Origin of the sequence: Kitasatospora sp. SolWspMP-SS2h, assembly GCF_003259315.1 — a bacterium.
In the GTDB taxonomy this organism is placed as follows: Bacteria; Actinomycetota; Actinomycetes; order Streptomycetales; family Streptomycetaceae; genus Kitasatospora; species Kitasatospora fiedleri.
Genome location: NZ_QLLT01000005.1, coordinates 61,500 through 86,284, shown reverse-complemented (window position 1 = coordinate 86,284; position 24,785 = coordinate 61,500). Strand labels below are relative to the sequence as shown.

Sequence of the window (24,785 nt, the reverse complement as noted above, 5' to 3'; positions counted from 1 at the left end):
CTTCGCGCACCGCGGGGTGTCAGCCCCGGTTCTCGGCCCGGCGCGCCCGCACCACGCCGACCTTCTCGCCGACCTTGCGGCGGATGACCAGCAGCGGCGCCATCGCGGCCAGCGCGATCTGGGCGACCGCGCCGATGTGCATCAGGGTGTCGCCGCCGGGCAGGCCCGCCGCCCAGGAGGCGAGGCAGCCGATGGAGACCACGATCCAGGCCAGCGTCGCGGTGGCGAGCAGGCCCTGCGGCTTGGGGTACTCGATCCGGCTGACCATCAGGTAGGCCACGCCGAAGATCATCAGCAGGCCGGGGACGAACGGCGGGTCGAGCAGCACGATGGCCAGCACGGTCATCGCGCCCATCGGGCAGGGCATGCCCTGGAAGATCCCGGGCCGCATCTTGACCGCCGAGAAGCGGGCCAGCCGCAGCACCACGGCCAGCAGCACGGTCAGCGCGATGAACGCGGACAGCTGCTGGTTGGAGCCGGGGGAGACCAGGCCCCACACCGCGACGAAGTAGGCCGGCGCGATGCCGAAGCTGATCAGGTCGGCCAGGTTGTCGAGCTCGGCGCCGAGCGCGGAGGAGCGCAGCTTGCGCGCCACCAGGCCGTCGAAGAGGTCGCACATGGAGCCGATCAGCAGCAGGGTGACCGCGGTGGCGGCGCTGTGCTTGACCGGGGCGGTCGACTCGTCGGTGAGGTGCGGCATCAGGATGCCCGTGGTGATCGAGTAGATCGCCAGGAAGCCGCAGACGGCGTTGCCGAGGGTCAGGAAGTCGGCGGTGGACAGGTGCTGGGGGGAGCGGGGGGCGCGCAGTTCGCGGTCCCGGGCCCAGCGTCGACGGCGGAGTTCGGTCGACTCCTCGTCGTCGAGCTCCATGAGGATTTCCGGATCAGTCACGGTCAAGGCGAGTCACCCCGGCGGTGGTCTTCTGGCCGACCGTGACGCCGACCTCGACGCCCGCCGGCAGGTAGGTGTCGACGCGGGAGCCGAAGCGGATCAGACCGACCCGCTCGCCCTGCTCGACCTTGGTGCCGGCGTCCATGTAGGGGACGATGCGGCGGGCCACGGCACCCGCGATCTGCACCATCTCGATGTCGCCGAGCTCGGTGTCGAAGTGCCACACGACGCGCTCGTTGCGGTCGCTGTCCTTGTTGAACGCCGGGACGAACCCACCGGCGATGTGCTCGACGGACGTCACGGTGCCGGCCAGCGGCGCCCGGTTGACGTGGACGTTGAGCGGGCTCATGAAGATGGCGACGCGGGTGCGCCCGTCCGGCCACTCGTCGACGGACTGGACCACGCCGTCGGCCGGGGAGATGACCCGGCCGGCGCCGGTCTCGCGCTCCGGGTCGCGGAAGAACCACAGCATGCCAGCGCTCAGGGCGCAGGCGGGCACGGCCGCCAGGGCCCACTTGCCGGAACGCCGGGTGAGGGCGGTCGTCACGGCGGCGGTGGCCAGCGTGGGGACGAACCAGGGGGTGGCGCCGCGCGCGATGGTCACGCGGGGACGCCGACCCTCGGGTCCGGGACCCTGGGTGGAGGTGTGAGGGGACGGGCTGATGGGCATCGAGGACCTTTAGTCGCGGCCCGCGCGGGGACAGTGAATCGCCCCTGGACTGGGGGCCACCGCGGGGATCGAGTGGTGTGGACGGCTGCTGTCCGGGTGGATGCTATCGGGACCTGCCCGTATCTGGGCAAGCCGCCTGCTAGTCGAACTGCGCCTGCCTGCTCGGCCGAGCGCCTGCTATGCATACGACCGTAACCGGAGCGGAGCCGGTTCCCCAAGAGGTGGCGGGTCACGGGTGATTCACGTCTCAGTGACGGTGGTGTGACACGCGGTGTACGGGGGCGGTCGACCGGCGCGTACCTGCGCGGACGCGCCGGTCGACCGCCTCCAGCGCCGGTCCCGCCCCCGGGACGGCTGACCAGGCCGGGGCGGGCGCGGCGCGGCACGGACGGCGGGCCGCACGCCCACCGTCCGTACCGGGAGAGGGTCTTCAGTCGGCGAGCCGGTACTCCTCCAGCAGCCGGCGTCCCACGATCATCTTCTGGATCTCCGCCGTACCTTCACCGATCAGCAGCATCGGGGCCTCCCGGTACAGCCGCTCGATCTCGTACTCCTTGGAGAAGCCGTAGCCGCCGTGGATCCGGAAGGAGTCCTCGACGACCTCCTTGCAGTACTCGGAAGCCAGGTACTTCGCCATGCCGGCCTCCAGGTCGTTGCGCTGCCCGCTGTCCTTCTTGCGGGCGGCCATCACCATCATCTGGTGCGCGGCCTCGACCTTGGTGGCCATCTCGGCCAGCTTGAACTGGATCGCCTGGTGCTCGGCGATCCTCTTGCCGAAGGTGACCCGCTGCTGGGCGTAGGAGATGCCCAGCTCGAAGGCGCGGCGGGCCACCCCGCAGCCGCGCGCGGCCACGTTGACCCGGCCGACCTCGACGCCGTCCATCATCTGGTAGAAGCCCTTGCCGGGGACGCCGCCGAGGACCCGGTCGGCCGGGACCCGGACGTCCTGGAGCACCAACTCGGTGGTGTCGACGCCCTTGTAGCCCATCTTCTCGATCTTGCCGGGCACGGTCAGGCCGGGCACGGTCGGGTTGGCCCCGAAGCCGGGGGTCTTCTCGATCAGGAAGGTGGTCATGTTCTTGTAGGGGGTGCTGCCGCCCTCGTCGGTCCTGCAGAGCACCGCGACCAGCGAGGAGGTGCCGCCGTTGGTCAGCCACATCTTCTGGCCGTTCAGGACGTACGCGTCGCCGTCCCGGACGCCCTTGGTGGAGATCGCCGAGACGTCGGAGCCCAGGCCGGGCTCGGACATCGAGAAGGCGCCGCGCAGTTCGCCGGCCGCCATCCTCGGCAGGAAGTGCTCCTTCTGCTCCGGGGTGCCGTGCGCGTTGATCATGTGCGCCACGATGAAGTGGGTGTTGACGATGCCGGAGACCGACATCCAGCCGCGGGCGATCTCCTCCACCACCAGGGCGTAGGTGAGCAGCGACTCGCCCAGGCCGCCGTACTCCTCTGGGATGGTCAGCCCGAACAGGCCGAGCTGCTTCATGCCCTCGACGATGGCGGTCGGGTACTCGTCCCGGTGCTCCAGTTCGGTGGCGACCGGGATGATCTCCTTGTCGACGAACTCCCGCACGGTGGCGAGGATGTCCCGCTGGATCTCGGTGAGGCCGTCGGTCTGTGCGAGGCGTCCCATCGTGCGGCTCCGGAAGGGTGTGAGGGCGGAGGGGTGGGGTTGGGGGGCCCCGCGGCGCGTGGCTGCCGCGGAGCCCCCGGGAACCGGGTGGGGCGAAGGCCGATGACGGCGGCCCGCCCGTCCGGGGCTCTGGAGGGCGCTCAGGCGAGCGGCTCGGGGCGGCCGGGCTGTTCGCCGCCGCGCTCCGCCACGTACGTCGCGGTCGGCACCATCACCTTGCGGCGGAAGGTGCAGACGACGGTGCCGTCCTGGTTGTAGCCCTTGGTCTCGACGTACACGATGCCGCGATCCGGCTTCGATGTCATGCGCTTGTCGAGAACGGTGGTCTCGCCGTACAGCGTGTCGCCGTGGAAGGTCGGCGCGACGTGCCGCAGCGACTCGATCTCCAGGTTGGCGATCGCCTTGCCGGAGACGTCCGGCACCGACATGCCGAGCAGCAGCGAGTAGACGTAGTTGCCGACCACGACGTTCTTCCCCTGCACGGTGGTGGTCGCGTAGTTGGCGTCCAGGTGCAGCGGGTGGTGGTTCATGGTGAGCAGGCAGAACAGGTGGTCGTCGTACTCGGTGACGGTCTTGCCGGGCCAGTGCTTGTAGACCGCGCCGACCTCGAACTCCTCGTAGGTGCGTCCGAACTGCATGGCTCAGGCTCCGGGGATCTCGAACTTGGTGGTGCGCTCCAGGCCCGCGGCCCGGCCCTTGCCCGCGATGACCAGGGCCATCTTGCGGCTGGCCTCGTCGATCATCTCGTCGCCGAGCATCGCCGAGCCCTTGGCGCCGCCGGCCTCGGAGGTGCACCAGTCGTAGGCGTCCAGGATCAGCTCGGCGTGGTCGTAGTCCTCCTGGGAGGGCGAGTAGATCTCGTTCGCGGCGCCGACCTGGTCCGGGTGCAGCACCCACTTGCCGTCGAAGCCCAGCGCGGCCGAGCGGCGGGCCACCTCGCGGTAGCCCTCCTGGTTGCGGATCTGCAGGTAGGGGCCGTCGATCGCCTGGAGGTCGTTGGCGCGGGCGGCCATCAGGATCCGCATCAGGATGTAGTGGTAGGCGTCGGCGCCGTAGCCGGGCGGCTGCTCGCCGACCACCAGGGACTTCATGTTGATGGACGCCATGAAGTCGGCCGGGCCGAAGATGATCGTCTCCAGCCGGGGCGAGGCGGCGGCGATCGCGTCGACGTTGATCAGGCCCTTGGCGTTCTCGATCTGCGCCTCGATGCCGATCCTGCCGGCCTCCAGGCCGACGGTCTTCTCGATCTGGGTCAGCAGCAGGTCGAGCGCGACCACCTGCTGGGCGTCCTGCACCTTGGGCAGCATGATGCAGTCCAGGTTCTGGCCGGCGCCCTCGACCACCGTGATCACGTCGCGGTAGGTCCAGTGCGTGGTCCAGTCGTTGACCCGGACGACCCGGGTCTTGCCGCCCCAGTCGCCGTTGTTGAGGGCGTCCACGATGTGGTGCCGGGCGCTCTCCTTGACCAGCGGGGCGCAGGCGTCCTCCAGGTCCAGGAAGACCTGGTCGGCCGGCAGGCCCTGGGCCTTCTCCAGGAAGCGCGGGTTGCTGCCCGGTACGGCCAGGCAGGAACGGCGCGGACGGAGGCGGTTCACGGTCGTCATGAGGAGGGGTGTTCCTTCCGGGGTCAGCTGGTCGCGGCGGTGGTCGCGGCCCAGGGCTGGAGCCTGTTGGCCAGCCGGATCTCGTCCACGATCCGGCCGATGATGGTGGTGATGCCGAAGTCCTTGGGTGTGAACACGGCGGCCACGCCGGCGGTCCGCAGGACCTCCGCGTCGGCTGCCGGGATGATGCCACCCACGATCACCGGCACATCCTCCACCCCCGCGCGGCGCAGCCGGTGCAGGACGTCCGGCACCAGCTCGGGGTGCGCGCCGGACAGGATGGACAGGCCCACGCAGTGCACGTCCTCGGCGACGGCCGCCGAGACGATCTGCTCGGGCGTCAGCCGGATGCCCTGGTAGACCACCTCGAAGCCGGCGTCGCGGGCCCGGACGGCGATCTGCTCGGCGCCGTTGGAGTGCCCGTCCAGGCCGGGCTTGCCGACCAGCAGGCGCAGCTTGCCGGCGCCCAGCTCGGCGGCGGTGGCGGCCACCGCCTCGCGCACGGCGGCGAGTTCGCCGCCCGGCTCGGCCGCGACCGCGACCGGGGCGCCGCCCACGCCGGTGGGGGCGCGGTACTCGCCGAACACCTCGCGCAGCGCGAACGACCACTCGCCGGTGGTGGCACCGGCCCGGGCGCAGGCCAGGGTGGCCCCCATCAGGTTCTCCGCGGTGGCGGCCACCTCCTTGAGCCGGGCCAGCGCCTCCCGCACGGCGGCCTCGTCGCGCCCGGCCCGCCAGGTGTCCAGGTGGGCCAGCACCGAGCGCTCGGAAGCCGGGTCGACCACCATGATGGCGGTGTCCAGGTCCGCGGTGAGCGGGTTCTCCTCGGTGGTGTCGAAGCAGTTGACGCCGATGATCTTGTCCTGGCCGGCCTCGATCCGGGCCCGCCGCTCGGCGTGCGAGGCGACCAGCGCGGACTTCAGGTAGCCGGACTCGACGGCCGGGATCACCCCGCCCATCTCCAGCACCTTGGCGATCTCCGCCTCGGCGCCGGCCAGCAGTTCGGCGGTCTTCGCCTCCACCACGTGCGAGCCGTCGAACAGGTCGCCGTACTCCAGCAGGTCCGACTCGTACGCCAGCACCTGCTGGATGCGCAGCGACCACTGCTGGTCCCAGGGCCGGGGCAGGCCCAGCGCCTCGTTCCAGGCCGGGAGCTGGACGGCGCGGGCGCGGGCGTCCTTGGAGAGCGTGACGGCCAGCATCTCCAGCACGATCCGCTGGACGTTGTTCTCCGGCTGGGCCTCGGTCAGGCCCAGGGAGTTGACCTGCACGCCGTAGCGGAACCGGCGCTGCTTGGCGTCCTCGATGCCGTAGCGCTCCCGGGTGACCTTCTCCCAGAGCCGGTTGAAGGCCCGCATCTTGCACATCTCCTCGACGAAGCGGACGCCCGCGTTCACGAAGAAGGAGATCCGGCCGACCACCTCGCCCATCCGCTCGGCCGGGACCTGCCCGGAGTCGCGGACGGCGTCGAGGACGGCGATCGCGGTGCACATCGAGTAGGCGATCTCCTGGACGGGCGTCGCCCCGGCCTCCTGCAGGTGGTAGCTGCAGATGTTGATCGGGTTCCACTTGGGGATGTGCGCCACCGTGTAGGCGATCATGTCGGTGATCAGCCGCACCGAGGGGCCGGGCGGGAAGACGTGCGTCCCGCGCGACAGGTACTCCTTGACGATGTCGTTCTGGGTGGTGCCGGTGAGCTTCGCGATGTCCGCGCCCTGCTCCTCGGCGACCACCTGGTAGAGCGCCAGCAGCCACATGGCGGTGGCGTTGATGGTCATCGAGGTGTTGGTGCGCTCCAGCGGGATGCCGTCGAACAGGGTCCGCATGTCGCCCAGGTGCCCGACCGGCACGCCGACCCGGCCGACCTCGCCGCGGGCGAGGACGTGGTCGGAGTCGTAGCCGGTCTGGGTCGGCAGGTCGAACGCCACCGACAGACCGGTCTGCCCCTTCGCGAGGTTGCGCCGGTACAGCGCGTTGGAGTCGCTCGCGGTGGAGTGCCCGGCGTAGGTCCGCATCAGCCAGGGACGGTCGCGCTCCTGGGCGCCCATCAGACGTTCCGGAAGGCGTTGATCTTGCCGAGGTGCTGCTCGCGCAGCTCGGTGTTGCGCACGCCCAGGCCCTCCTGCGGGGCCAGGCAGAGCACGCCGACCTTGCCCTGGTGCTTGTTGTGGTGCACGTCCAGGGCGGCCTGGCCGGTCTCCTCCAGCGCGTAGACCTTGGACAGGGTCGGGTGGATCCTGCCCTTGGCGACCAGCCGGTTGGCCTCGAACGCCTCGCGGTAGTTGGCGAAGTGCGAGCCGACGATGCGCTTGAGCGACATCCACAGGTAGCGGTTGTCGTACTGGTGCATGTAGCCGGAGGTGGAGGCGCAGGTGACGATGGTGCCGCCCTTGCGGGTGACGTAGACCGAGGCGCCGAAGGTCTCCCGGCCCGGGTGCTCGAAGACGATGTCCACGTCCTCGCCGCCGGTGAACTCGCGGATCTTCGCGCCCAGGCGCTTCCACTCGCGCGGGTCCTGGTTGTGCTCGTCCTTCCAGAACTTGTAGCCCTCGGCGGAGCGGTCGATGATCGCCTCGGCGCCCATCGCCCGGCAGATGTCCGCCTTCTGCGGGCTGGAGACCACGCAGATCGGGGTGGCGCCGCCGGCCAGCGCGTACTGGGTGGCGTACGAGCCGAGGCCGCCGCTGGCGCCCCAGATCAGCACGTTGTCGCCCTGCTTCATGCCGGCGCCGTTGCGGGAGACCAGCTGCCGGTAGGCGGTGGAGTTGACCAGGCCCGGGGAGGCGGCCTCCTCCCAGGTCAGGTGCTTGGGCTTGGGCAGCAGCTGGTTGGTCTTGACCAGGGCGATCTCGGCCAGGCCGCCGAAGTTGGTCTCGAAGCCCCAGATCCGCTGCTCCGGGTCCATCATGGTGTCGTTGTGGCCGTCGGGGGACTCCAGCTCGACCGACAGGCAGTGCGCGACGACCTCGTCGCCCGGCTTCCAGGCGTTGACGCCGGCGCCGGTGCGCAGCACCACGCCCGCCAGGTCGGAGCCGAGCACGTGGTACGGCAGGTCGTGGCGCGCGGTCAGCGGCGAGAGGCGGCCGTAGCGCTCCAGGAAGCCGAAGGTGGAGACCGGCTCGAAGATCGAGCTCCACACGGTGTTGTAGTTGACCGAGCTGGCCATCACGGCCACCAGGGCTTCGCCCGGGCCGAGTTCGGGCAACGGGACGTCATCCAGGTGGAGCGACTTGCGCGGGTCCTTGTCCCGGCTGGCCAGCCCGGCGAACATCTGCTCCTCGTCCTTGTGGAGCGTCACCGCCCGGTAGGACTCGGGCAGCGCCAGGGCGGCGTAGTCGGCGGACGTGGCGTCGCCGCTGAGGATCGCGTCGAGAATTTCCTGCATGGCTGCCTCCGAAGGCGTACCTGTGCGAGGGACACAGGGCGTCTGGGGGAGCCGGGAGCGGACACCGGCTTCGCGTTGAGGGGTCTGGGGTGGTGCTTGGCTGGTGCGACGGGTGGGTGGTGTCGCGTGGGTGGTGCTGGTGCTCGTCCCCTCGGTGGGGGACGCCGGAAGACGGCGCGCCGAGGTGGGGAGCCGCGGCGCCGCAGCCGGTGGGAACACGGTAATGGCACCCTGTGCCACTCGTAAAGACACGCGGTGCCAAGTCGTGGCGTGAGCCAGGACACGCCGTGCCCGGCCGGTCGGAGAACGCCGAAGGCCCGTCCCCGAAACCGGGAACGGGCCTTCGAATGTGCCGGTGATCTGCGAAAACCGCCTGGATTACGCGGGAGTTCTCCCGGTCAGGGCGGCTCTGATCGAATCCACCACCACCTCCAGCGGTGCGTCCGTCCGGGCGACTGTGATCAGCACCTCACCACTCGGACTGGCACTCAGTGCGCTCACCGCCCCGGGCTCCTCCGGTGACGCTCCGTCACCAGTGGCACCGGGTGCCAGCGCGGTGCCGCGGCGGCGGGCGCCGCTCGGCGGGGTCGGCCAGAACGTCCCCCGGATCACCCCGAAGGAGTGGTCGAGCTGCGCCTCCACGTCGCCGTGGCCGCCGGCCCGCAGCCAGCGCCGCAGCACGTGGTTGTGCGCCGCGACCACCGCCGCCGCCGACACCTCGGCCAGCATCGAGTCGTCGTCCCCGCCGCGCTGCCAGCCCGGCGGGGTCTGCTCGGCCGCGTCGAACCGGCCCAGCAGGTAGCGGGTGAACAGCCGCTCGTAACGGGAGACCACCGCGATCTCCCGCTCGCGCAGCGCCGGGACCTGCCGGATCAGCTGGTAGCGGGCCACCGACATCTCCGGCGTGGAGGCGTACATCCGCAGCACCTCCTTGATGCCGCGGCACACCACGTCCAGCGGGTGCTCCTCGGCGTCGGCGCTGGCCAGCAGGTCCGCCACCCGCACCAGGGTGTCGTCGTGGTCCGGGAAGATCGCCTCCTCCTTCGACCGGAAGTACCGGAAGAAGGTCCGCCGGGCGACCCCGGCGGCGGCCGCGATCTGATCGACCGTCGTCTCCTCGTACCCCTGGGTGGCGAACAGCTCCATCGCCGCGGCGGTGAGGTCCTGGCGCATCTGCAGCCGCTGGGCGGCGGCCCGGCGGCTGCCCGGCCCGGACTCCGCGCCCGCCCGCGGCTGATCGGGCCCGGCGGCCGGCGGCTGCTGCTGGGGGGGCGAGGTCTGGCGATCCATGTTCGGAACGCTACACGCACCCGCCCCGGCCCCGGCCGGCCTGCCCCGGCGCACCGGGGCCGCGGGCGGCGCCACGGCGGGCCGCGGCCACCGCGAGGAGACCGCGCCGGGGCCCCAAGGAGGCTTCGCCGCAAGCGGGTTGACGCCCCCGCCGGGCACCGGGCGGCCCCCCGGAGCGGGCACCGGACGGCCGGTCATCGCCGTGCGTGGTCACGGAAACCACGCCCCGTCTTGCGCCCCAGGCAGCCCGCCGCCACCAGGTGCTCCAGCAGCGGCGCCGCCGCCAGCCCCGGCTCGCGGAACTCGTGGTGCAGCACCTGCTCGATGGTCAGCGACACGTCCAGGCCCACCACGTCCAGCAGTTCGAACGGACCCATCGGGTAGCCGCAGCCCAGCTTCATCGCGGTGTCGATGTCGTCCACCGTCGCGTAGTGCTCCTGGAGCATCCGCACCGCGTCGTTCAGGTACGGGAACAGCAGCGCGTTCACGATGAACCCGGCCCGGTCGCCGCACTCCACCGGGTGCTTGCGCACCTTCGCGCACAGCTCCAGCACGGTCGCCGTGACGTCCTCCGCGGTCAGCACCGTGGAGACCACCTCGACCAGCTTCATGGCCGGCGCCGGGTTGAAGAAGTGCATCCCGACCACGTCCCGCGGCCGGGAGGTCGCCGTCGCGCAGGAGATCACCGGCAGCGAGGAGGTGGTGGTGGCCAGCACCGCGCCCGGCTTGACGATCCCGTCCAGCACGGTGAACAGCTCGCGCTTGACCGCCAGGTCCTCGGCCACCGCCTCCACCACCAGGTCGGCGTCCGCCAGGTCCCGGTACGAGCCGGTCGGGACGACCAGCGCCAGCGCCGCGTCCCGCTGCTCCCCGGTCAGCCGGCCCTTGGCCACCGAACGCTCCAGCGACCGCGCCAGCTGCGCCTTCGCCAGCTCCGCCTTCTCCCGGCTGCGGGCCGCCAGCAGCACCGGGAAGCCCGCCTTGGCGAACACCTCCACGATGCCGGTCGCCATCGTCCCGCTGCCGCACACCGCGATGCTGCGCACCGCGCGCCCGGCCGGCCGGGCCTCCGCCGCCGCGCCCTCCTCGGCGACCACCCTGGACGAGCCCGGGGCCTCGTAGGTGTAGAAGCCGCGGCCCGACTTGCGGCCCAGCAGACCCGCCGCGACCAGCTGGCCCAGGATCGGCGCCGGGGCGTGCAGCCGGTCCTGGGACTGCGCGTACATCGCCTCCAGCACGGTGCGGGCGGTGTCCACGCCGATCAGGTCCAGCAGCGCCAGCGGGCCCATCGGCAGGCCGCAGCCCAGCCGCATCGCCGCGTCGATGTCCTCCCGGGTCGCGTACCGGGACTCGAACATCGCCGCCGCCTGGTTCAGGTACGCGAACAGCAGGCCGTTGGCGATGAACCCGGCCCGGTCGCCCGCCGCCACCGGCTCCTTGTCCAGGTCGCGGGCCAACTCGGCGACCTGCTCGGCCGCCCGGGGGGAGGTCAGCACGGTGCGGACCACCTCCACCAGGCGCATGCTGTGCACCGGGTTGAAGAAGTGCACGCCCAGCACCCGCTCCGGGCGGCCGGTGGCCGCCGCGATCCGGGTCACGCTCAGCGCGGTGGTGCCGGTCGCCAGCACCGTCTCCGGCGGGCAGATCCGGTCCAGCTCGGCGAAGAGCGCGCGCTTGAGCTCCAGGTCCTCCGGGACCTCCTCGACCACCAGGTCGGCCCCGGCCGCCGCGGCCAGGTCGTCGCCGACCTCGATCAGCTCCAGCAGCGCCGTCCGCTCCGCGGCGGTCAGCCGCTCGCGCTCCACCGCCCGCGCGGTGGACGCCTCGATCCGGTCCAGCGCCCGCAGCGCCTGCGTCGGACCGGCCTCCACGCCGATCACCCGGCGGCCGCTGCGGGCGAGGGCCACGGCCACCCCGGCACCCATGGTGCCCAGGCCGACGACGGCGACAGTGGGGAAAGGACGCTCCATTGTCCATACTCCTTGGTCGGGGCCCCGCGCCGCGGCCCCCGCCACCGCCCGGCCGCGACAGCGCGAACCCGGACGGAGGGTGTGACGGGGGAGGGTGTGCCGACGGCGCGGGAGAAACGGGAACGGAAGAAGAACAGCGGCGCCCCGCGGTACGGACCGGTCCGCTCCGGTTCCGTCGAGGGGTGGTGCCGTGGTGCTCAGGCGCTCCGCCAGATCATGAAGCGACGCCGACACGCACACGGTGCGGTGCGAAGGCGCCCTGCCGGTGCGGCTCCCGAAGCCCGGCGCTGACGCGTGCCGACACTGTAGCCCAGCTACCGGCGGGTAGGAAGAGGGGAAGCGGCACGCCGGCCCCGCGCACCGGCTCCGACCAGGTGCCGGACGACGGCGGCTACGGGAGCGTCACGGCGCCGGCCCACGGTCACGAGGTCGCGCTGCCGGACCCGATCGGCGTCCCCCCGGACACCGGGGAACTCGAGCGCCACGCGGGCCGGGACGCCGGACGGCCCGCCCGGAGGGTTCCGGGCGGGCCGTCGTGGTGGGTGCTGCGGGGAGGGTCAGTGCGCCATGACCGGGACGGCGTCCTCGGCCGGGGCGCCCTCGGTGTGGTGCTCGGGCTTGCCGGCGTTGATCAGGGCGAAGGCGGTGACGCCGGCCAGGACCAGGATGCCGAAGGCCCACCAGATGGCCACCGAGTACGAGTGCACCTGGGCCTGGAGCTGGAACAGCTGCTGGTCGGTGGCGGTGGCCGCGTGGGCCTTGGCCCAGGAGGTGCCGGCGCTGTGGGCGACGGTGCTCAGCAGGGCGGTGCCGATCGCGCCGCCGACCTGCTGGGAGGTGTTGACCATCGCGGAGGCGACACCGGCGTCCCGCGGCTGCACGCCGTAGGTGGCCAGGCTCATCGCGGGCATGAACGCGGTGCCCATGCCGAGGCCCATCAGGATCAGGCCGGGCAGGATCTGCCAGTACGAGGTGCCGACGTCGATCTGGGTGAGGATCAGCAGGCCGAGCGAGGCGACCAGGAAGCCGGGCGCCATCAGGTAGCGGGCCGGGACCCGGGTCATCAGGCGGGCGCCGATCTGGGTGGAGCCGGTGATCATGCCGGCCACCATCGGGAGGAAGGCGAAGCCGTTGACCAGCGGCTTGTAGCCGAGCACGCCCTGCATGTAGAGGGTGAGGAAGAGGAACAGGCCGAACATGCCGATCACGGCCATGCCGAGCGAGAGGTAGACACCGCCGCGGTTGCGGTCGGTGACCACGCGCAGCGGCAGCAGCGGGGCCTTGACCCGGCTCTCGACCACCGCGAACGCGGCGAGCAGCACGGCGGCGGCGACGAACAGGCCGATGGTGCTGCTGTCGCCCCAGCCCTCCTGCTCGGCCCGGGTGAAGCCGTAGACCAGGGAGACCAGGCCGGTGGTGACCAGCAGCACGCCCGGGATGTCGAGGCGGTTGCGGTTGTGGCCGACGGCCGGCTCGCTGATGACCAGCACCGCGCCCGCGATGGCGACCAGGGCGAACGGGATGTTGACGTAGAAGGTCCAGCGCCAGTTCAGGTACTCGGTGAGGGCGCCGCCCAGGATCAGGCCGATCGCGCCGCCACCGCCGGCCACCGCGCCGTAGATGCCGAACGCCTTGGCGCGCTCCTTGCCGTCGGTGAACATCACGGCCAGCAGCGACAGCGCGGCGGGCGCCAGCAGCGCGCCGAACACGCCCTGCAGGGCGCGGGCGCCGAGCAGCATGGTGGTGTTGGCGGCGGCGCCGCCGAGCGCGGAGGCCGCGGCGAAGCCGACCAGGCCGACCATGAAGGTCCGGCGGCGGCCCCACAGGTCGGCGACCCGGCCGCCGAACAGCAGCAGGCTGCCGAAGGCCAGCGCGTAGGCGGTGATCACCCACTGGGTGGTGCTGTCGGCGAAGCCGAGGTCTTCCTTCGCGTGCGGGAGCGCGATGTTCACCACGGTCGCGTCCAGCACGACCATCAGTTGCGCCAGGGCGATGAAGACGAGCGCCTTCCACCGGCGAGGGTCCGGCTGGAGGGTGTCAGACATGGAGGTACCCACTTGTGTGTGCGAGGACGTACGGAGGAGTGCAGGGGCGTCGCGCCGTCGAAGGGCGGTTCCTGCGGGAGGTTTCGGGGCGTGCGGGGCCGGTCGGGCCCGCGGGCGGGACCGAGGGGGTCAGACGCGGGGCGTGAGGTCCTCCAGGGTCGTGGCGCGGCCGGGCAGTACGGACGGCGCGGGAGCCCGCAGGCCGTCCAGCAGCAACTGCAGGTGACGCCGGACGTGGGGGTCCAGGTCGAGGCAGCCGAAGCCGGGGAGCGGTCGGGTGAGCTGGGCCATGGCGACGACGATGTCGCCGGCTCCGACGTCGGTGCGGAGCAGGCCGTCGGCCTGGGCCCGCGCGATGAGGTCCTCGGTGACCTGCTTCATCTCGGCGCGGGCTTCGGCGAGTTCGGGGTCGTTCAGGTCGATCGGGTCGGACAGCAGGGGGCAGAGCGCGCCGATCCGCTCCTCCGCCGCGGCGTGCACGAAGCGGCTGAACGCGGCGAAGGAGTCGGGCTCCTGCGCGGTGGCCGCGTGCGCGTGCGCCACGATCCGCTCCATCACGGCGATCGACACCTGGTGGATCAGGGCGCGGCGGTCGGCGAAGTTCCGGTACAGCGTGGCGTTGCCGACGCCCGCCCGGCGGGCGATCTCGTCCAGCGGGGCCATCGCCCCGTACTCGACGAACGCCTCCCGGGCCGCGGCGACGATCCGGGCCCGGTTGCGGGCCGCGTCCGCGCGGCGGACGGGAGCGGCGGCGACGACGGTCATGGTGCGCTCCCTTCGAGCGGCGGCGGGGCCGGGAACCGCCCCTCGGGCGGACTCCGGCGCGATCTCCGATGCGGGGATCATCTCCCCGTTTCGTTGCGGACAGATGTCTAAACGGGGAATCCGTCCCCGGAAATTTCATCATCCGATGTGGCCTGCGTCACACTGCGGCGGCCACGGACGGGTGACCTCCCGGCGCGTTCCCCCGATCGGCCGGAAAGCCCTGGTCAGGATAGGCCCATGAGGATCACCGCGCCGCCCGCCGACCACGCCGCCGAGGCCCGGACGGCCGCCACCCGGATCGAGGCCGAGGGCGTCGACGGGGTCGTCGTCGGCTGGGTCGACAACGCGGGCGTCACCCGGGTCAAGGCCGTCCCGGTCCGCGGGCTGGAGTCCGCCGCCCGCTGGGGCGTCGGCGCCGCACCCTGCTTCGACGCCTTCCTGGTCGACGACTCGCTCGCCCCCTCCGGCGGCCCCGTCGGCGACCTGCGCCTGGTCCCCGACCTCACCGCGCTGCACCGCCTCGCCGCCCAGCCCGGCTGGGCCTGGGCCCCCGGCGACCGGCGCACCCAGCAGGGCGAACCGCACCCCGGCTGCCAGCGGCAGTTCGCCCGCCGCGCCGCCGGGGCGCTCGCCGCACACGGCCTGACCGTCCGGGCCGGCATCGAGGTCGAGTGGATCGTCGACGGCGGCGAGCCCGGGCCCGCGTACGGCATGCGCCGCCTGATCGGCAACAGCGACTACCTGCGCGACCTGCTGCGCGCCCTGCGCGAACAGCGGATGACCGTCCTCCAGCTGCACCCCGAGTACACCGAGGGCCAGTACGAGCTGTCCGTCGCCCCGGAGGGCCCGGTCGAGGCCGCCGACACCGCCCTGCTGGTCCGGCACACCGTGCAGGCCGTCTCGCTCCGGCACGGCCTGCGCGCCAGCTTCGCCCCCGTCACCGCCCCCGACGGCGTCGGCAACGGCGGCCACCTGCACCTCAGCCTGTGGCGCGACGGCCGCAACCTCGGCCACGGCGGCACCGGCCCGCACGGGCTCACCCGGGAGGCCGAGGCGTTCCTGGCCGGGGTGCTCGCCGAACTGCCCGCCCTGCTCGCCCTCGGCGCCCCGTCCGTCGCCAGCTACCTGCGCCTGGTCCCCGGCCGCTGGTCCGGCCCGCACCGCTGCTGGGGCCTGGAGAACCGGGAGGCCGCGCTCCGCCTGATCACCGGCTCCGCCCCCGAGCAGGCCAACGCCGAGATCAAGTGCTTCGACGCCGCCGCCAACCCCTACCTCGCCGTCGGCGGCGTCCTGGCCGCCGGCCTGGCCGGCCTCGACGCCGCCCTCCGGCTGCCCCCCGAGACCACCGGCGACCCCGGCGGCACCGCCGAACGCCTCCCCGCCACACTCGGCCACGCCGTCGCCGCACTGCGTGCCTCGCCGGTGCTGCGGGCCGCCATGGGCGAGCAGCTCTGGCAGGCCGTCATCGACGTCCGGGAGGCCGAGATCGCCCGCTTCGCCGACCGCACCCCCGAGGAGATCGTCGAAGCCGTCCGCTACCGCTACTGATCCCCGCGAGGGAGGTCGAGCGTTCGAACCGCCGCCCCGCGCGGGAGGAGCGCCGGCCGGGCGGCGCCGCCGGTCCCGGGGCCGCGCCCCTCCTCGTGGTCCTGCCGCCGGCGGGCCCGAACCCGTCGACCGCCCCTTTCCGGCATCCCGGTCGTCCCGCCCCGGGGCCGACCCGCCGGGAGGCGCTTCCCCGGAACGGCACGGCCGCCCGGGGGAGCCGGGCGGCCGCGCGGGATCGGGTCGGGGTCAGTTCACGGCGGCCAGGTGGTTCTTGAGGCCCTGGCCGAACGCGGTCGGGGTGCCGTCGAAGCCGGAGATCAGCGACGGGCCCTGGCCGCAGTCCCAGGTGTTCCAGGTCCAGCCCAGGTAGGAGACCTTGGCGGCGTCGGCCCAGGACATCACCTGGTCGATGAAGGCGTGGGCGCAGTCGTTCTCGCCGATCTCGCCGATCACCACCGGGACCTGCGCGGCCAGCGGCGCCACGGTCGAGTTCCAGCAGGACTGGTTGGAGCAGGAGTTGAAGTTGTACACGTGCCAGGCCGCAGCCAGGTTGCCCGCCGGGTCGGTCGGCTTGTGGGCCAGCCACTGGCCGAGGTCGTTGGAGTAGGCCAGGCCGCCGAGCAGGATGACGTTGTTCGCGCCCGCGGTGCGGACCGCGTTCACCAGGGTCTGCATGCCGCTGACCGGGTAGCCGATGCCCGGGCAGGCGCTGCCGCCGTCCCGCCAGCAGTTCCACGCCTGGTCGAGGCCGGAGACGGCGCGGTCCGCGTAGGGCTCGTTGAACAGGTCGAAGACCACCGACGGGTCGTTCTTGAAGGCGGCGGCGACGGAGGACCAGAAGGTTGCCGCGCCCGCGCCCGGCATCGGCTTCTGGCAGGTCGAGTTGGTGTCCGAGCAGCCCGAGGAGTTGCCGGTGTAGAGGCCCTGGGTCCAGTGCAGGTCGATGATCGGGGTGAGTCCGGCGTCCCGCAGCGCGGAGACGAAGTTCTTCACCGCGGTGCGGTAGTTCTCACCCGCGTACTCCGGCTTGACGTTGGCGTAGCCGTTCCAGCAGTCCTCGTTGACCGGGACGCGGACGGCGTTGGCCTTCCAGCTCTTGATCGCGGCGATCGAGGCCGCGTCCACCGGGCCGTCGGCGAAGCCGTAGCCCTGGACGCACATGAACTCCATGCCGGAGCGGTTCACGCCGCGCAGCACCACCTGCGCGCCGTTGGCGTCCACCAGCCGGTTGCCGGAGACGCGCAGCGCCGGGGCCTTGCCGCCACCGGTGCCGGTGCTCCCCGACGGCGACGGCGACGACGAGGGCGACGACGAGGGGGACGGCGACGGCGAGGGGGAGGGGGACGCCGAAGCGGACGGCGACGGCGACGGCGACGGCGACGGGCTCGCCGCCCCGCCGCAGGCCACGCCGTTGACGGTGAACGAGGTCGGGGCCGCGTTGGTGCCGCTGTAGGAGAAGTTGGCGCCCGCGCTGATCGAGCCGCCGACCGCGAGGGTGGTCGCCCAGGCCGGGGCGGCGACGGTGACGTTCTTGCCGGACTGGCTCCAGGTGCCGTTCCAGCCGGAGCCGGAGAGGGTCTGGTTGCCGGTGTAGGAGTAGCCGACGCTCCAGTTGTCGATCGGGGCGGTGCCGGCGTTGGTAAGTTTCACGTTCGCGGTGAAGCCGCTGCCCCAGTCGTTCGTCGTGTAGTCGACGGAGCACCGGACGCCGGCGGCGGCCGCCGGGCCGGCGCCGGTGAGGGCGAGGGTGGCCGCAGCGGTCGCGGCCAGCGCCGCGACCAGCGCCGTGGTGGTGGTGCGGACGGTCATGTCCGACTCCTCGGAGGAGGGGAAAAATGGGCGCGCTCCCACAGGCCCGCCCCGAACCATAGCCAGGGGCAAGGGAGTTGCCAACACGTTCCGGCTGCGCTCACTCTCTTGACAGTGCGGATGGCCCTCCCGATATTTGGGAGCGCTCCCACAGAATGGCCCGGCGGATCCGCCCTGCGGACGACCGTCTTCGGACTCCCCCACCCACCCCCTCCGAGGAGCCGTCATGCCTCCACCCCGCACCCCCCGCAACCGGGTCCCGGCGCTCACCGCCGCCCTCACGCTGCTCGCCGCCGGCCTGTCGACCGCGGTCGCCGTCCCGGCCTCCGCCGCCGCCGTCCAGTGCTCCGTCGACTACACGACGAACGACTGGGGCAGCGGCTTCACCGCCAACGTGGCGATCAACAACAGGGGCGCCGCCGCGCTCAACGGCTGGACGCTCACCTACGCCTACACCGGCAACCAGACCCTCTCGGGCTCCGGCTGGAACGGCACCTGGAGCCAGTCCGGCAAGAACGTCACCGTCGCCGCCCCGGCCTGGGCGGCCACCATCCCGGCGGGCGGCTCGGCCACCGCGGGCGCCAACTTCTCCTACAGCGGCACCAACGCGGCCCCGACCGCCTTCGCGGTCAACGGCACCAGCTGCACCGGCGCCCACGCGGCCCCGACCACCACCCTGACCAGCCCCGCCCCCGGCGCCACCTACCAGGCGGGGGCGGCCGTCCCGCTCGCGGCGACGGCCTCGGCGGCGGACGGCGCGAGCATCAGCAAGGTCGAGTTCTACGACAACACCACGCTGGTCGGCACCGCCACCAGCGCCCCGTACACCTACAGCTGGACGGGCGCGGCGAGCGGCAGCCACTCGATCTACGCCAAGGCGTACGACAGCCTGGGCGCGAGCGGCGAGTCGACCCCGGCGGGCATCACGGTGGCGGCCGGCCCGGCGATCACCGCCACCCCGCTGACCCTCTCGGTCAACCAGGGCAAGACCGGCGGCTTCGCGGTCAAGCTCAGCAGCCGGCCGAGCGCCAACGTCACCGTCACCACCACCCGGACCTCGGGCAACACCGGACTGTCCGTCAGCTCCGGCGCGACGCTGACCTTCACCCCGGCCGACTGGTCGACGGCGCAGACCGTCACGCTCACCGCCGACGCCTCCTCCACCGGCTCGGCGACCTTCACCTCCACCGCGACCGGCTACACCTCCTCGGCGGTCACGGTGACCGAGCTGGCCGCCGCCTCGGGCGTGTACAACGACCGGTTCCTCCAGCTCTACAACAAGATCAAGGACCCGGCGAACGGCTACTTCTCGCCCGAGGGCATCCCCTACCACTCGGTGGAGACCCTGCTGGTCGAGGCCCCCGACCAGGGCCACGAGACCACCTCGGAGGCGTACTCGTACCTGCTCTGGCTGGAGGCCCAGTACGGGCGGGTCACCCAGGACTGGTCGAAGTTCAACGCGGCGTGGACGCTCATGGAGACGTACATGATCCCGGGCCACGCCGACCAGCCGACCAACGCGTTCTACAACGCGTCCAAGCCGGCCACGTACGCGCCCGAGCGCCCGCTGCCGAGCGACTACCCGGCCGCGCTGGACACCTCGGTCACCGCGGGCGCCGACCCGATCGCCGGCGAGTTGAAGAGCGCCTACGGCACCGACGACATCTACGGCATGCACTGGCTGCAGGACGTGGACAACGTCTACGGCTACGGCAACGCGCCCGGCAAGTGCGAGGCCGGTCCGAGCGACACCGGCCCGTCGTTCATCAACACCTACCAGCGCGGCGCGCAGGAGTCGGTGTGGGAGACGATCCCGCAGCCCACCTGCGACAACTTCAGGTACGGCGGCAAGAACGGGTACCTGGACCTGTTCGTCAAGGACAACTCCTACGCCAAGCAGTGGAAGTACACCGACGCGCCGGACGCCGACGCGCGCGCCGTCCAGGCTGCGTACTGGGCCGACACCTGGGCCAAGGCGCAGGGCAACGGCGCGAAGGTGGCCACCACGGTGGCCAAGGCCGGCAAGATGGGCGACTACCTGCGGTACTCGTTCTTCGACAAGTACTTCAAGCAGATCGGCAACTGCGTCGGCCCGAACAGCTGCGCGGCCGGCAGCGGCAAGAGCTCCGAGCACTACCTGCTCTCCTGGTACTACGCCTGGGGCGGTGCCACCGACACCTCGGCCGGCTGGTCCTGGCGGATCGGCGACAGCGCGGCGCACGGCGGCTACCAGAACCCGATGGCCGCGTACGCGCTGGTCAACGACCCGGCGATGGCCCCCAAGTCGGCCACCGGCAAGTCCGACTGGACCACCTCGATGGGCCGCCAGGTCGAGTTCACCCAGTGGCTGCAGTCCAGCGAGGGCGCGATCGCGGGCGGCGCGACCAACAGCTGGGAGGGCGACTACGGCACCCCGCCGGCCGGCACCCCGACCTTCTACGGGATGTTCTACGACGAGGCGCCGGTCTACCACGACCCGGCCTCCAACCAGTGGTTCGGCTTCCAGGCCTGGGGCCTGGAGCGGATGGCCGAGTACTACTACTCCAGCGGCGACCCGAAGGCCAAGGCGATCCTGGATAAGTGGGTGACCTGGGCGCTGTCCAAGACCACCTTCAAGGCGGACGGCAGCTACCAGATCCCGTCCACGCTGGCCTGGAGCGGCAAGCCGGACACCTGGAACGCCGCCTCCCCGGGCGCCAACACCGGCCTGCACGTGAGCGTGGTCGACTACACCAACGACGTCGGGGTGGCCGGCTCCTACGCCAAGCTGCTGGCCTACTACGCGGCCAAGTCCGGCAACGCGGCGGCCAAGGGCGCCGCGCAGAAGCTGCTCGACGGCATGTGGGCCAACAACCAGGACGCGCTGGGCGTCTCGGTGCCGGAGACCCGCACCGACTACAGCCGCTTCAACGAGCCGCTCTCGGTGCCGAGCGGCTGGACCGGCACCATGCCCAACGGGGACCCGGTCAACAGCGCCTCCACCTTCCTGTCGATCCGGTCCTTCTACCGGAACGACCCGTCGTTCGCCAAGGTCCAGACGTACCTGAACGGCGGCGCCGCGCCGACCTTCACGTACCACCGGTTCTGGGCGCAGGCCGACATCGCCACGGCGATGGCGACCTACGGCGAGCTGTTCGGCGGCTGACGGGCCGTCACCACGACGGCCCGCCGGCTGACGGGGCGTCACCCGAGCGCGAGTGCCCGGTCCGACCGACAGCGGACCGGGCACTCGCCCGTTCCGGGGAGATTGCTCGACCCCCTCTTGATTTACGTCATATGTGCTGAATAGTCTCCCGGCCATTCGGACGCCGTCGAACACCCACGACCGCGCCGCCGACACTCGGGAGGGTCAACCCCTATGAGCGTTCCCCGGATCCGCCGTTCCGCACGCACCGCGGCCTGTCTCGCCCTCGCCACGGCCGGAGCACTGGCCCTGCCCACCGCCGGCGCGGCCGCGGCGACCGCCGACGGACCCCTGCTCAGCTACGTCGTCAACACCAGGGCGAACCACGGCCAGACCCAGAAGGCCGAGCGCGAGATCAGGGCGGCCGGCGGCACCGTGGTCGCCTCCTACGAGCGGATAGGCGTGGTGATCGCCCGCTCCGCCGACCCCGGCTTCGCCGCCCGGCTGCGGACGTCGAAGACCGTCGACTCGGTCGGCGCCAGCCGCACCGCGGGCATCGAGGCCGCCGACGTGGAGGACGTCGTCCAGGAGACCGCCGTCCCCGCCACCGCGCCCGCCGACGGCAGCGAACCGCTCTGGGCCAACCAGTGGGACATGCGGCAGATCGGCGTCGACCGGGCGCACCGGCAGACCCTCGGCAGCCGCTCGGTGGTGGTCGGCGTGCTCGACTCCGGCATCGACGCCACCCACGAGGACCTCGCCGCCAACGTCGACCCGAAGCTCTCCGCGTCCTGCCTCGGCGGCAGCCCCGACACCAGCTGGCAGTCCTGGCAGCCCACCACCAGCGGCCACGGCACCCACGTGGCCGGCACCATCGCCGCCGCCAAGAACGGCAAGGGCGTCGAGGGCATCGCCCCCGGCGTCCGGCTGGCCGCCGTCAAGGTGGTCGACGACGGCGGGTTCATCTACCCCGAGTACGCGATCTGCGGCTTCGTCTGGGCCGCCGAGCACCACTTCCAGGTCACCAACAACAGCTACTACGTGGACCCGTGGATGTTCAACTGCGCCGGCGACCCCGACCAGGCCGCGGTCAGCGAGGCTGTCCGCCGGGCCGTCGACTACTCCCGCCGCAACGGCGTGCTCAACGTCGCCGCCGCGGGCAACGAGAACATCGACCTGGCGCACAAGACGGTCGACGCCTCCAGCCCCGACGACACCGTCCCGGCCACCCGGCCGATCGACGCCACCTGCCTGGACCTGCCCGCCGAACTGCCCGGCGTGGTCGCGGTCTCCGCGATCGGCGTCAAGGGCGACAAGTCGTACTACTCCAGCTACGGCCTGCACAAGGTCACCGTGGCGGCCCCCGGCGGCGACGGCCGCTACCAGGTGCCGGACACCCCGGACGCCAAGGGCGGGGTGCTCTCCACCCTCCCCGGCGGCGCGTACGGCTACATGTCGGGCACCTCGATGGCCTCCCCGCACGTGGCCGGGGTGGCCGCGCTGCTCGCCTCCACCCACCCGTGGGCCGGCCCCGAGCAGCTGCGCGCCCTGCTGGTCGACCAGGCCGACCCGCACGCCTGCCCGGCCGGCGGGGTCCTCGACCCGGGCGGCACCGGGCTCTACCGGGCCACCTGCGAGGGCTCCGGACCCGACAACGGCTTCTACGGCGCGGGCGTGGTCTCCGCGGCCAAGGCCGCCGACTGGTGGCGCCTCTGACGCCGCGCCGGGACACCGGCCGCCCGGCGGCGGGTCACCCGCCGTCGCCGACGTGCCGGGACCAGTCCGGCTCCACCGGGGCCAGACCGGCCCGGTTCGGCACCTGCTTGAGCCAGGCCGGACGGGCCGCCAGCCGCGCGGCGGCGGCCCGCTCCTCGGCGGCCCGGATCTGCTCGGGCGTCGCGAAGCCCTCCGGCAGCCAGGCCGCCGAGTGCGCCACCCGGGCGGCCAGGTGCGCCACGTACGCCTCCCGCACCGCGGCCGGCGAGTCGAAGCCCGGCTCGTCGGCCAGCCAGGCGTCCGGCACCAGCGCGGCGACCTCGCGCAGCAGTCCCGGCGTCACCAGCGGGGCGAGCGCGGCGTCGGCGGCGGCCAGGTCCGGGCCGTAGCCGCCCAGCGCGTGGCCGCTCAGGTCGTAGCGCCGGTGCACCGCGGCGGGCGCGGACGCCCAGCGGTGGTGGAAGACCAGGCCCGCGCCGTTGTCGATCAGCCACAGCCGCCCGTGCCACACCATCAGGTTGGGGTTGTGCACGCTGCGGTCGACGTTCCCGGTCAGCGCGTCCAGCCAGACCACCCGGCCCGCCTCGGCGGGGGACACCTCGACCATCCCCGGCCGGAAGTCCCGCGCGCCCGGCAGCAGGTCCATGCCCAGGTTCCGTCCGGCGCTGGCCCGCAGCAGGTCCTGGATCTCCTGGTCCGGCTCGTCGGCGGCGACCGCCGGGTCGAAGTCCACCAGCACCAGCGGCGGCACCCGCAGCCCCAGCCGCCGGGCCAGCTCGCCCACGATCACCTCGGCCACCAGGGCCTTCACGCCCTGCGCCGCCCCGGTGAACTTCACCACGTACGTCCCCAGGTCGTCGGCCTCCACCACCCCGGGCACCGACCCGCCCGCCCGCAGCGGGTCGACGTAGCGCAGCGCCTTCACCTCATCGAGCATCCGCCCAGCCTAGTACCGCGGCAGGCGGCCTCCGCCCCGTCGCGCCGCCCGGCACGCCCTCCCGCCGCACCGGCCGGCCCGGGCCCGAGGGTCAACCCTGGGACTGACGCCCGCGCGGGGCCGCGCCCCTACGCTGCCGGAATGCGGATCGGTGCGCGGGCGCGGCAACTCCGGGCGGACCCCGCGGTGGTGGACGGGCTGCTCGCCGTCGTGCTGGCCGCCGTCGCGGTCGCCTACTCCCTCCAGGCGTACGAGGCCCGGTACCGGGCGGACGGCCGACCCGCCTTCGACGGGTGGGCGATCGGGCTGAGCCTCGCCGCCAACCTGCCGCTGGCGCTGCGCCGCCGCCTGCCCCGGGCGGTGCTCGCCCTCTCCTGCGGCGCCCTGCTGACGTACACCCTGGCCGGGTACCAGCCGTCGGTGAACCTGTGGGCGCCGCTGCTGGCCTGCTACACGGTGGTGGCCCGCCGCCCGGCGGGGGAGGCCGCCGCGGCCAGTGTCCTGACCGGTGGCGCGTGGGTGGTCAGCGGACTGGCGGCCGAGCTGTCGCCGGTGCTGGCGGTGGCGCAGTCGGTGCTCGGCATCGGGGCGGTGTGGATCTTCGGGGCCGCCTTCCGCCGCCTGGGCGAGCACAACGCACGGCTGGCGGAGCTGACCGAACGGCTGCGCCGGGAGCAGGAGTTGCGGGCCCGGCACGCCGTGGTCGAGGAACGGGTGCGGATCGCCCGGGAGTTGCACGACGTGGTCGCCCACCACCTGTCGGCGCTGTCGGTGCAGGCGGGGCTGGCGCAGTACGTCTTCGCCTCCGACCCGGCGGCGGCGCGCGAGGCGCTCGCCTCGATCGGGACGACCAGCCGCGAGGCGCTGGAGGAGATGCGCGGGCTGCTGCGGGTCCTGCGGGTCGCCCCGGACGGTGAGGCCGAGGAGGAGGGCCTCTACCACTCGGCGCCCGGCCTGGACCGGCTCGACGACCTGGTGGCGCGGACCAGGAGCGCGGGGGTGGCGGTCGAGGTCGCCGTGACGGGCGAGGTGCGCCCGCTGCCGCCGGGGGCCGACCTGTGCGCCTTCCGGGTCGTCCAGGAGGCGCTCACCAACGTGATCAAGCACGCCGGACGGTCGGCCGCCGCGCGCGTCGTGCTGGAGTACGGCGCCGACCGGCTGACGGGCCGGGTGGTGGACGACGGCCGCGGGGCGGGGGCCCCGGCCGGGAGCGCGGTGCCCGGCAGCGGGCTCGGTTTGATCGGCGTGGGCGAGCGCGTCAGACTCTACGGCGGGTCGGTGCACACCGGCCCCCGGCCGCAGGGGGGTTTCGAGGTGGTCTTCTCGATACCGGTGCCCGCGTCGCGGACCCGCTAGGGCGGGCCGGCGGGCCGGTGGACCTGCGGCGGGGGCGGGTG

At 72.8% G+C, this 24,785-nt stretch carries 17 protein-coding genes; 4 read left to right on the top strand and 13 right to left on the bottom strand.

Features of this window, described 5'->3' with window-relative positions; all coding sequences use genetic code 11:
- Positions 1 to 19: 19 nt before the first annotated feature.
- The 11 genes from K353_RS07950 to K353_RS07900 form a co-directional block, all read right to left on the bottom strand.
- Positions 20 to 871, bottom strand: a complete 852-nt coding sequence (locus tag K353_RS07950) for a phosphatidylcholine/phosphatidylserine synthase (protein ID WP_100840185.1) — start codon at positions 869 to 871, stop codon at positions 20 to 22.
- 13 nt (positions 872 to 884) lie between these two features.
- A complete protein-coding gene (locus tag K353_RS07945; RefSeq protein ID WP_111552870.1) occupies positions 885 to 1,562 on the bottom strand; it encodes a phosphatidylserine decarboxylase in 678 nt (225 codons plus the stop codon).
- A gap of 430 nt (positions 1,563 to 1,992) precedes the next feature.
- The gene (locus K353_RS07940) at positions 1,993 to 3,195 is read right to left on the bottom strand and encodes an acyl-CoA dehydrogenase family protein (protein WP_111552869.1); all 1,203 of its coding nucleotides are present in this window, start codon (positions 3,193 to 3,195) and stop codon (positions 1,993 to 1,995) included.
- A 140-nt stretch (positions 3,196 to 3,335) separates the two neighbouring features.
- Positions 3,336 to 3,833 (bottom strand): MaoC family dehydratase, encoded by a 498-nt coding sequence (locus K353_RS07935; RefSeq protein ID WP_100840182.1) that lies wholly within the window; start codon positions 3,831 to 3,833, stop codon positions 3,336 to 3,338.
- Positions 3,834 to 3,836: 3 nt separating this feature from the next.
- Entirely contained in the window at positions 3,837 to 4,799 is a 963-nt protein-coding gene (locus K353_RS07930; protein ID WP_111552868.1) for a CoA ester lyase, read from the bottom strand.
- A gap of 23 nt (positions 4,800 to 4,822) precedes the next feature.
- A complete protein-coding gene (locus tag K353_RS07925) occupies positions 4,823 to 6,847 on the bottom strand; it encodes a protein meaA (RefSeq protein WP_111552867.1) in 2,025 nt (674 codons plus the stop codon).
- Positions 6,847 to 8,184, bottom strand: coding sequence for a crotonyl-CoA carboxylase/reductase (gene ccrA / locus K353_RS07920; protein WP_111552866.1), 1,338 nt, complete (start codon positions 8,182 to 8,184; stop codon positions 6,847 to 6,849). Before ccrA ends, K353_RS07925 begins: the two co-directional genes overlap by 1 nt.
- Before the next feature lie 378 nt (positions 8,185 to 8,562).
- Complete coding sequence (locus K353_RS07915) at positions 8,563 to 9,474, bottom strand: TetR family transcriptional regulator (RefSeq protein WP_111552865.1); 912 nt, start codon at positions 9,472 to 9,474, stop codon at positions 8,563 to 8,565.
- A 194-nt stretch (positions 9,475 to 9,668) separates the two neighbouring features.
- Entirely contained in the window at positions 9,669 to 11,444 is a 1,776-nt protein-coding gene (locus K353_RS07910; protein WP_111552864.1) for a 3-hydroxyacyl-CoA dehydrogenase family protein, read from the bottom strand.
- Positions 11,445 to 12,001: 557 nt separating this feature from the next.
- Positions 12,002 to 13,489, bottom strand: coding sequence for an MFS transporter (locus K353_RS07905; protein ID WP_111552863.1), 1,488 nt, complete (start codon positions 13,487 to 13,489; stop codon positions 12,002 to 12,004).
- Positions 13,490 to 13,618: 129 nt separating this feature from the next.
- The gene (locus tag K353_RS07900; protein ID WP_111552862.1) at positions 13,619 to 14,254 is read right to left on the bottom strand and encodes a TetR/AcrR family transcriptional regulator; all 636 of its coding nucleotides are present in this window, start codon (positions 14,252 to 14,254) and stop codon (positions 13,619 to 13,621) included.
- Between the two features lie 237 nt (positions 14,255 to 14,491).
- Here K353_RS07900 and K353_RS07895 point away from each other — a divergent pair, with 237 nt between their 5' ends.
- Positions 14,492 to 15,802, top strand: a complete 1,311-nt coding sequence (locus K353_RS07895; protein ID WP_199528036.1) for a glutamine synthetase — start codon at positions 14,492 to 14,494, stop codon at positions 15,800 to 15,802.
- Positions 15,803 to 16,048: 246 nt separating this feature from the next.
- Here K353_RS07895 and K353_RS07890 read toward each other — a convergent pair whose 3' ends face one another.
- The gene (locus tag K353_RS07890; RefSeq protein ID WP_111552861.1) at positions 16,049 to 17,611 is read right to left on the bottom strand and encodes a cellulase family glycosylhydrolase; all 1,563 of its coding nucleotides are present in this window, start codon (positions 17,609 to 17,611) and stop codon (positions 16,049 to 16,051) included.
- Between the two features lie 226 nt (positions 17,612 to 17,837).
- Between K353_RS07890 and K353_RS07885 the strand changes: the two genes are divergently transcribed.
- Together K353_RS07885 and K353_RS07880 are read left to right on the top strand one after the other, a co-directional pair.
- Entirely contained in the window at positions 17,838 to 20,756 is a 2,919-nt protein-coding gene (locus K353_RS07885) for a glycoside hydrolase family 48 protein (protein WP_111552860.1), read from the top strand.
- Between the two features lie 213 nt (positions 20,757 to 20,969).
- A complete protein-coding gene (locus tag K353_RS07880) occupies positions 20,970 to 22,451 on the top strand; it encodes a S8 family serine peptidase (RefSeq protein WP_111552859.1) in 1,482 nt (493 codons plus the stop codon).
- 34 nt (positions 22,452 to 22,485) lie between these two features.
- Here K353_RS07880 and K353_RS07875 read toward each other — a convergent pair whose 3' ends face one another.
- On the bottom strand, positions 22,486 to 23,388 hold the full coding sequence (locus tag K353_RS07875) for a HipA family kinase (protein WP_111552858.1): 903 nt from the start codon (positions 23,386 to 23,388) through the stop codon (positions 22,486 to 22,488).
- 141 nt (positions 23,389 to 23,529) lie between these two features.
- Here K353_RS07875 and K353_RS07870 point away from each other — a divergent pair, with 141 nt between their 5' ends.
- A complete protein-coding gene (locus K353_RS07870; RefSeq protein WP_233533440.1) occupies positions 23,530 to 24,744 on the top strand; it encodes a sensor histidine kinase in 1,215 nt (404 codons plus the stop codon).
- The last annotated feature ends 41 nt before the right edge of the window (positions 24,745 to 24,785 follow it).

Excerpts from the sequence above, each read along its gene's own strand:
- K353_RS07950 (WP_100840185.1), bottom strand. The coding sequence starts at position 871 with ATGGAGCTCGACGACGAGGAGTCGACCGAACTCCGCCGTCGACGCTGG.
- K353_RS07945 (WP_111552870.1), bottom strand. The coding sequence starts at position 1,562 with ATGCCCATCAGCCCGTCCCCTCACACCTCCACCCAGGGTCCCGGACCC.
- K353_RS07940 (WP_111552869.1), bottom strand. The coding sequence starts at position 3,195 with ATGGGACGCCTCGCACAGACCGACGGCCTCACCGAGATCCAGCGGGAC.
- K353_RS07935 (WP_100840182.1), bottom strand. The coding sequence starts at position 3,833 with ATGCAGTTCGGACGCACCTACGAGGAGTTCGAGGTCGGCGCGGTCTAC.
- K353_RS07930 (WP_111552868.1), bottom strand. The coding sequence starts at position 4,799 with ATGACGACCGTGAACCGCCTCCGTCCGCGCCGTTCCTGCCTGGCCGTA.
- K353_RS07925 (WP_111552867.1), bottom strand. The coding sequence starts at position 6,847 with ATGGGCGCCCAGGAGCGCGACCGTCCCTGGCTGATGCGGACCTACGCC.
- ccrA (WP_111552866.1), bottom strand. The coding sequence starts at position 8,184 with ATGCAGGAAATTCTCGACGCGATCCTCAGCGGCGACGCCACGTCCGCC.
- K353_RS07915 (WP_111552865.1), bottom strand. The coding sequence starts at position 9,474 with ATGGATCGCCAGACCTCGCCCCCCCAGCAGCAGCCGCCGGCCGCCGGG.
- K353_RS07910 (WP_111552864.1), bottom strand. The coding sequence starts at position 11,444 with ATGGAGCGTCCTTTCCCCACTGTCGCCGTCGTCGGCCTGGGCACCATG.
- K353_RS07905 (WP_111552863.1), bottom strand. The coding sequence starts at position 13,489 with ATGTCTGACACCCTCCAGCCGGACCCTCGCCGGTGGAAGGCGCTCGTC.
- K353_RS07900 (WP_111552862.1), bottom strand. The coding sequence starts at position 14,254 with ATGACCGTCGTCGCCGCCGCTCCCGTCCGCCGCGCGGACGCGGCCCGC.
- K353_RS07895 (WP_199528036.1), top strand. The coding sequence starts at position 14,492 with ATGAGGATCACCGCGCCGCCCGCCGACCACGCCGCCGAGGCCCGGACG.
- K353_RS07890 (WP_111552861.1), bottom strand. The coding sequence starts at position 17,611 with ATGACCGTCCGCACCACCACCACGGCGCTGGTCGCGGCGCTGGCCGCG.
- K353_RS07885 (WP_111552860.1), top strand. The coding sequence starts at position 17,838 with ATGCCTCCACCCCGCACCCCCCGCAACCGGGTCCCGGCGCTCACCGCC.
- K353_RS07880 (WP_111552859.1), top strand. The coding sequence starts at position 20,970 with ATGAGCGTTCCCCGGATCCGCCGTTCCGCACGCACCGCGGCCTGTCTC.
- K353_RS07875 (WP_111552858.1), bottom strand. The coding sequence starts at position 23,388 with ATGCTCGATGAGGTGAAGGCGCTGCGCTACGTCGACCCGCTGCGGGCG.
- K353_RS07870 (WP_233533440.1), top strand. The coding sequence starts at position 23,530 with ATGCGGATCGGTGCGCGGGCGCGGCAACTCCGGGCGGACCCCGCGGTG.